Below are 7,467 nucleotides of genomic sequence, written 5' to 3' on the forward strand. Positions count from 1 at the left end.
TCTTGCGCTGGGGTGCGGGTTTGCGCAAGGTTTTCTCGAACTTGGGGGTTGTTTCGAGATTGTCTTGCGCTGGGGTGCGGCTGGGGCGCGTGTCTGGGGTATGTCTGGCGTCTGTGGCTTGCTAGTGGACGTATTCAGCGCAAGGTTTTCTCGGAAAGATCCTTGAGTTCGTAAAATCCTTGCGCTGAGCCCTGTCCTAGCGCAAGTTTTTCTCGGGATTTGCCTTGAGTTCGAGATTTTCTTGCGCTGGGGTGCGGGTTTGCGCAAGGTTTTCTCGAACTTGGGGGTTGTTTCGAGATTTTCTTGCGCTAAGTCGCCGTGCTCTGCTGTCGCCGTGCTATGCCACTGCACCACTGCGGGGCCGCAGGTGCTTGCGATCGATGTCGTGAATGCGCGGTTGCGCGTGCCCGGTCCCGTATCGATGGCGGCGAATGCACTGCATAGAAGGAGCGGTCGCGAATGCGCACTTGTCAAGGAGCACTCGTCAAGGAGTGCTCGTCAAGGAGCATTCGCGAACGACGGTTGCGAATGAATGGTGTCGGTCGCCGTCTCGACGGGGGGAGCGCAAAACCCGCGCGTTATGCTATCAACGGTAAGAACCAACGGAATGCAACAACGTGCGTCGGCGGAAACGGGTAGGAACATGCGAGATTTTGTGCTGGTACGGCTGGATGGCGACGAATTCGACGAATTCTCGGCACGGCACCCGCAGGGCAACTTCCAGCAGACCTCGGCGATGGGACGGTTGCGCGCCGGGCAGGGCGTGGACGTCGAGTATTTCGGGGTCAGGGAGCATGATCGGATCGTCGCCGCTGCGCTGTTCGAGACGCACCGGTCGCGCATGTCCACGTTCGCCAGCATTCACGACGGGCCGTTGGTCGATTGGACCGATCACGAACTGGCGACGTTCCTCATCACGCAATTGAAGAGTCATGCCAAGGCGAAGGGGGCGGCGCAGCTGTCGATCACGCCGGAGTCGCCGTACCGGCTACGTGATTCGCAGGGCGCACCGTTGACCGCCGACAGCGCGATGCCCGGCAGCGAACCCGAGGATGTCGCACGACGCGCAGGTCGGCCCGCGGATGATCTCATCGCCCTGATCAAGGGACTCGGCGGGGTTCATGATGGATTCACGGTCGGCTATACCGCGGTTCCGCGTTGGCGCTATCTCAAGGATCTGACCGATATCACCGATGAGAAGGCGCTGCTCAAGTCGTATGACAAGCGCACCCAGTGGAGCGTCAAGCGGGCGCAGTCGATGGGTGTGCATGTGCGCGAACTCGCAGACGACGAACTGGACGTGTTCGCGCGGATCGAGCAACAGACCGCCGAGCGGCGCAGCTTCGAGTATCGCGGCGAAGCGTACTTCCATTCGTTCAAGAAGGCGTTCGGAGCCGCCGCGCATTTCATGGTCGCCGAAATCCACATCGACGAGGTGATCGCCGATCTGACGGCCAAACGTGAGGCGCTCGCAGCCAAAGTGGCCGCGTTGCAGACCAAGTACGACGAGCGGCCGACCACCCGCGTCGAACGACAGCTGGGTGAGGAGAACCGAAACCTCGCCGCCGTGGAGAAACGACTGAGCGAGACCGCGCAATTCGCGAAGGACGGTGACGTGCTGCCCGCCGCGGCATCGCTGTTCGTCGAGCATCCGCGTGAAGTGATCTACCTGTTCTCAGGCAGCGTGGAGCAGTACAAGCCGTTCTACGCCTCGGCGCTCATCCAGCATGAGGCCATGCTGGATCTATGCGTGAAACAAGGCGTGAAACGCTACAATTTCTATGGCATCGACGGCGTATTCGACGATCCGAACAGTGAAGGACGCGGCGTGCTGGAGTTCAAACAGGGCTTCAACGGCTACGTCGAGGAGCTGCCCGGCGAATTCGAATTCGTGACCAGGCCGTTCGAATACCGCCTCAAACAGCTGGCCCACAAGATACTCGGGCGATGAATCTGCAATCGCTGAATCTGCAATCGCTAAGCTGAGAGCGTTGGAGTCGGCGCTCGCAGAATTCGCGGTCCTAAGATATCCGTAACCGATATCCGTAACCAAAGTATCCGATGCATTCCCATACTGTGCCCAATGCCCATTGGCATGGTCATCGACGCCAATGGCGTCGCATCCAATGGCAGATAGCAGCAAAACCGAGGAGCAAAGCAAGGTCATGACTATGTTGCACGATGACGAGCCGTCCACTACGCCTGATTCGCAGGTTGCATCGGCTGCGCAATCCGCGCCTGCGGCCGCACCGGCTACACCTGCAGCTACGCATCCGGCTACGCCTGCCGCACCGGCTGCATCATACCGGTCGGTCGCCATCACCGCGGAGCAGTTCGAGGCGTTCTCCGACGCGCATCCGCTCGGCAATTTCCAGCAGTCGCCCGGCATGATGCGACTGGCCGCCGATCAGGATGGACACGACGTCGACCTGGTCGGCATCGAGTCGGATGGCGAACTGCGCGGTGCGGCGATGATGGTCACCGCCAAGTCGCATTTCGGCAACGAAGGGTCCATATGGCTGGGGCCGCTGGTCGACGGTCGCGACCCCGAACTGGTGCGCGCGATGACCGCCGCCATCGAGGAGACCGCCAAAAGCCGCCACGCCTACTGCGTCACCTGCTGGCCGGCCGACGTGTACCGCCGCCGCACCTCGCAGGGCGAGCCCGACGGCGAAGCGAACAATACGATGATGGACAACTACGCCGCCAACGGCTGGCAGCATCACGGCTTCACCCGCGGCTACGGCGAGGTCGTCAATCGATGGGTGTACGTCAAGGATCTGACCGGCATCGCCGATGACAAGGCGCTGCTCAAGTCGTATGACAAGCGCACCCAGTGGAGCGTCAAGCGCGCGCAGTCGATGGGCGTGCACGTGCGCGAGATCGGCGAGGACGAGTTCGACGTGTTCGCGCGCATCGAGCGGCAGACCGCCGAGCGGCGCAGCTTCAAGGCGCGCGAGGAGGCGTACTTCCATCGGTTCAAGAAGGCGTTCGGCGGCAAGGCGCACTTCATGCTCGCCGAGATCCACATCGCCGAATACGTGGCCGACATGGAGGCCAAGCGCAAGGCGCTGCGGGAGAAGGTCGCGCAACTCCAAGCCAAGTACGACGTGCATTCGACCACGCGCACCGAGCGGCAGCTGGGGGAGGAGTCGCGCAATCTCGCCGCCGCCGAGAAGCGTCTGGCGGAGGCCGAGGTGTTCGCGAAGGATGGCGACGTGCTGCCGGCGGCCGCGTCGTTGTTCGTCGAGCATCCGCAGGAGATGGTGTACCTGTTCTCCGGCAGCGTGGCGGCATACAAGCCGTTCTATGCTTCGGCACTCATCCAGTACGAGGCCATGCGCCTATGCTTGGAGCGTGGCATCACGCGCTACAATTTCTACGGCATCTCGGGTGTGTTCGACGATCCGCATGACGAGGGGCGTGGCGTGCTTGAGTTCAAGCAGGGCTTCAATGGATACGTGGAGGAGCTGGCCGGCCGACTCACGCTGCCGGTGAACGGTCTGCGCTTCCATGTCAGCGAGCTCGCCCACAAGCTGCTCGGACGCTGAGTGCCTTGTATCGCGGTTCCGTGCGTTGCCGTGGGCTGGTGTATCGCAATGTGACGCATCATAGTGGAACAATGTGGATGGATGTGATGGAAGGATTGCGGATATGAACAGTGCAGATCGCGGGCGCGAAGGGCGCGGGGGGTACTCCTTCGGACCGATATCCGGCGACGAGCTGATCGCGTTCTCGCGCGGCGACGACTGCCCGCAAGGCTGCTGGCAGCAGGATGCAGGGCAGATTCGACTCGCCCGCATGCGTGGGCATGAGACCGAATGCCTGGGTGTGCGCGATGCGGCGGGCCGGCTGGTCTGCGCATGCGTGATCATCTATCTCAAGGGCCGGTTCGGCATGGACGGATCGGTCTACTACGCCCCGCTCACCGCCGTCATCGACGGGCGCGACTACGGCGAGGACGATGCGGTGATCGCCGCCATGACCAGCGCGATCCGCGCATCCGCGAAACGGCATCATGCGATCAGCGTATCCATTTGGCCGAACGTGCCGCATCGCCTCTACGATGCGCAGGGCAGGCCGACCGGCGAAGCCAACGAGCGCATCGTCACGGCATATCAGCGTGCGGGCTGGGTGCACGACGGCTACCACACCGGCTACGATCTGGTATGCCAGTGGAGCTTCGTCAAGGATCTCACCGGCATCACCGACGGTGCGTCGCTGATGGCATCGTACGGCAAACGCGGCCAGTGGAGCGTGAAACGCTCCCAGTCCATGGGCGTGCGCGTGCGCGAGATCGGCGAGGACGAGTTCGACGTGTTCTCGCGCATCGAATCCGACACCGCAGCCCGGCGCGGATTCACCACGCGCGACGAGGCGTACTTCCACCAGTTCAAGAAGGCGTACGGCGATGATGCGCATTTCATGCTCGCCGAAATCCACGTGGACGAATACAAGGCGGACATGACCGCCAAGCGCGACGCGCTCGCCGAGAGGGTCGCGCAATTGCAAGCCAGATACGACGCCCGCCCCACCACGCGCATCGAACGTCAGCTGGGGGAGGATCGTCGCAATCTCGCCGCTGCGGACAAGCGTCTGAACGAGGCGGCAACCCTGTTCGCCGGCAAGGGCGATGTCGTGCCGGCGGCGGTGTCGCTGTTCGTCAGCCATCCGCACGAGGTGATCTACCAGTATTCGGGCAGCGTCGAGCAGTACAAGCCGTTCTACGCGCCGGCGCTCATCCAATACGAGGCGATGCTGCACCTGTGCGTGGAGCAGGGCGTCGCGCGATACAGCTTCGGCGGCATCTCCGGCGTGTTCGATGATCCGCATGACGAGGGACGCGGCGTACTCGAATTCAAGCAGGGCTTCAACGGCTACGCGGAGGAGCTGGTCGGGAAATTCACGCTGGAGACCAATCCGTTCATGTGCGCGATTCAGCGGTTTGCGCATAGGTTGCTTGGGCGCTGAGCGATGCTGCCCGGGCCTGCGTCCGTCAAACGAAGGCCATTGCGGCTGTTGGTCGGGGTCTGCTGCCCGCCGCCCGCCGCATCCTGAATCCTGCATCCTGAATCCTGCATCCCGGCGACCCGCGGAATCATGCCGGAATCATGCAGGAATCATGCCGGAATCATGCCGGAATCATGCCGGAATCAACATGTTCACGCCGGTCATCAGCGCGATTGCAATGATCGCCGACGTCGCCAACGTGAACCCGGCCAGCTTCGCATTGCCAAGCACACGATCGGTGAACAGCGTCGAGAACACGGCGGTGGGGGCGAGCGACAGCATCACCACCGCCTTGCGCACGCCGGCGTCGAACGGCAGCGCGAACCACGCCACCAGCGCGAACAGCACCCCCAGCGGAAGCCGCCAGCCAAGCACCACGGCCACGTCGCGCGCATCCTTGGCGCTGTGCGGCAGATCCATGAGCATGCCGACCATGAACACCGAACAGAACGAGTTCGCGTCCGCCACCGGATTGAGCAGCGTGGGGATGAACGCGGGAATGTGCACGCCGGTGAACATCACGATCAGCATCAGCATATAGACGTCGAACGGCACCGATGTGAGGAATCCCTTGGCGATGGACCGGTATTTCGCGCGGCGGGCCATGCGGCGCGCGTCGCGATCGGTGGGGCGTCGATACGGCAGCACGGGCGCGTTGCCGGCATGCTGCTCGGTGATCGGACGGCTCATGTCGATGTGCAGCAACGACGTGGTCATCACGTTGGTGCCCGCCGACACCATGATCGAATTGCCGATGTCGAACATGGCGGCGGTGACGAGCGCGCTCGGCCCCATGAACGCCTGCAATACCGGGAAACAGAAGTTGCCCACGTTGAAGCCGGACGCGTTGAGCATCAGAAACGCGCGGTCGGCCGCCGGTTTGCGCCTGGTGACGAGGAACGTGAGCGGCAGCGGGACGAGCGCGCACACAAACGCGAACGCCGAGATCAGCAGCATGCTGATATGGTGCGGATTCGTGGCAAACGAGACGATGATCGCCGCGGGCAGCGTGAAATCGAAGACGATCACCTGCATGACCCGGTAGTCGCGCGCCCGGAACAGTCCGGCACGTTTGACCAGATAGGCGGCGAAAATGATCAGCAGGAAGGCGATCGGCTTGAGAATGGCGTTCATGCGGTTGCTCTCCTTCTGGTTCTCTCCCCTGCGGTTGTTGTTGTGGTTGCGGCGGTTGCTGCGGTTGTGGTTGCTGCGGTTGTGGCTGCGGTTGGATTCACTATGATCGTAGTCGCGTGGCGCGTTTCGCTTGCATGAGATTTCAGATGAGGAACGATGAGGGCGCGAGATGCCTGTGTCGCGAGATGCTTGGGCTGTGCGCGTGATGGGACTCGAACCCACACGTCGAAGACACAGGAACCTAAATCCTGCGCGTCTACCAATTCCGCCACACGCGCGCAAATGACCAGCGTACCATATGGTGCGCCAAGTCGCGCCACGCCGATGCGACGACGATTTGACATGTTTCAAGCGTCATGTATGATTTCTATCTTGTGCACGGTGCGCGTATGCAATCCGAGCATCGCCACTTTAGCTCAGTCGGTAGAGCGGCTCACTCGTAATGAGCAGGTCGTCAGTTCGATTCTGACAAGTGGCTCGAACGGCTCCGAATCAATGGCGATTCGGGGCTTTTCGTTATTTCGGCATTATTTCTGGCGGCTTTCTGGCGGCACTGGCGGCTTTGCACTTAGCGGCTGTACATCTTGGTGGCTTTGCGAATGACCCTTGCGAAATGGCCTTTGCTTCCGAGAGCAATTCTTGCGCAATCGGCCTCTTAGTGCAAGGTTTCTCGGGATTTGCCGGGCGTTAGTGGGCGTTCGTGGGATTATTGTGGGTTTTTTGTGCAAAGTGGCTTGCGCAAAGTGGCATCATAGCGCTGTCGTAGCGCAAAGCGGCCTCCGTGGCGCAAGGTTTTCTCGGGATCGTCGGCCATTTCGAGATTATCTTGCGCTGGAGCTCCTCCTGACACCTCCTAGCGCAACCTCCTAGCGCAAGGTTTTCTCGCGGAAAACCCTGATCTCGAGAAAACCTTGCGCTGCACGGCCTGTTTGCGCAAGAGATTCTCGAATCCAAGGCAAATCCCGAGAAAACCTTGCGCTAATCCCTCCGTTAGCGCAAGATCCTCTCGAGCTCGGGGCTCTTTTCGAGATTATCTTGCGCATGGCAAGCGTCGGCAAGCGCCGGCTGGCAACGGCCGGCGGGTTTGCGCAAGGTTTTCTCGGGATCGTCGGCCATTTCGAGATTATCTTGCGCTGGAGCTACTACTAGCGCAAGATTCTCTCGGGTTTTGCCTTGAGTTCGAGAAAACCATGCGCGGACTTGGTCACGTGGCGCGGGTTTGGTCACGGGGAGCGCCCAGCTCCCTGTAACCGGGGTGCGAAAACCTTGATATTGCAACGTTTCCGGCATGACGGTCACGTGGCGCGGGTTTGGTCACGTGGC

4 protein-coding genes and 2 tRNA genes are annotated in these 7,467 nt (G+C 61.4%); 4 read left to right on the forward strand and 2 right to left on the reverse strand.

Annotated features, from left to right (window positions below):
• The first annotated feature begins 643 nt into the window (after positions 1-643).
• From EHS19_RS02735 to EHS19_RS02745, 3 genes are all read left to right on the forward strand, one after another.
• Entirely contained in the window at positions 644-1,951 is a 1,308-nt protein-coding gene (locus EHS19_RS02735) for an aminoacyltransferase (protein WP_151916273.1), read from the forward strand.
• Between the two features lie 214 nt (positions 1,952-2,165).
• Positions 2,166-3,551, forward strand: a complete 1,386-nt coding sequence (locus tag EHS19_RS02740) for an aminoacyltransferase (RefSeq protein WP_241677038.1) — start codon at positions 2,166-2,168, stop codon at positions 3,549-3,551.
• 103 nt (positions 3,552-3,654) lie between these two features.
• Complete coding sequence (locus tag EHS19_RS02745) at positions 3,655-4,971, forward strand: peptidoglycan bridge formation glycyltransferase FemA/FemB family protein (RefSeq protein ID WP_151916274.1); 1,317 nt, start codon at positions 3,655-3,657, stop codon at positions 4,969-4,971.
• 171 nt (positions 4,972-5,142) lie between these two features.
• Here the strand turns inward: EHS19_RS02745 and EHS19_RS02750 are convergent, their stop codons facing one another.
• Positions 5,143-6,144, reverse strand: coding sequence for an AEC family transporter (locus EHS19_RS02750; RefSeq protein WP_151916275.1), 1,002 nt, complete (start codon positions 6,142-6,144; stop codon positions 5,143-5,145).
• A 197-nt stretch (positions 6,145-6,341) separates the two neighbouring features.
• Positions 6,342-6,422 (reverse strand) — tRNA-Leu (locus EHS19_RS02755).
• Between the two features lie 127 nt (positions 6,423-6,549).
• On the opposite strand from EHS19_RS02755, the gene EHS19_RS02760 reads away from it, so the two are divergent.
• Positions 6,550-6,622, forward strand: a tRNA-Thr gene (locus EHS19_RS02760).
• Positions 6,623-7,467 lie beyond the last annotated feature (845 nt).

Origin of the sequence: Bifidobacterium jacchi, assembly GCF_009078285.1 — a bacterium.
Lineage (GTDB): Bacteria > Actinomycetota > Actinomycetes > Actinomycetales > Bifidobacteriaceae > Bifidobacterium > Bifidobacterium jacchi.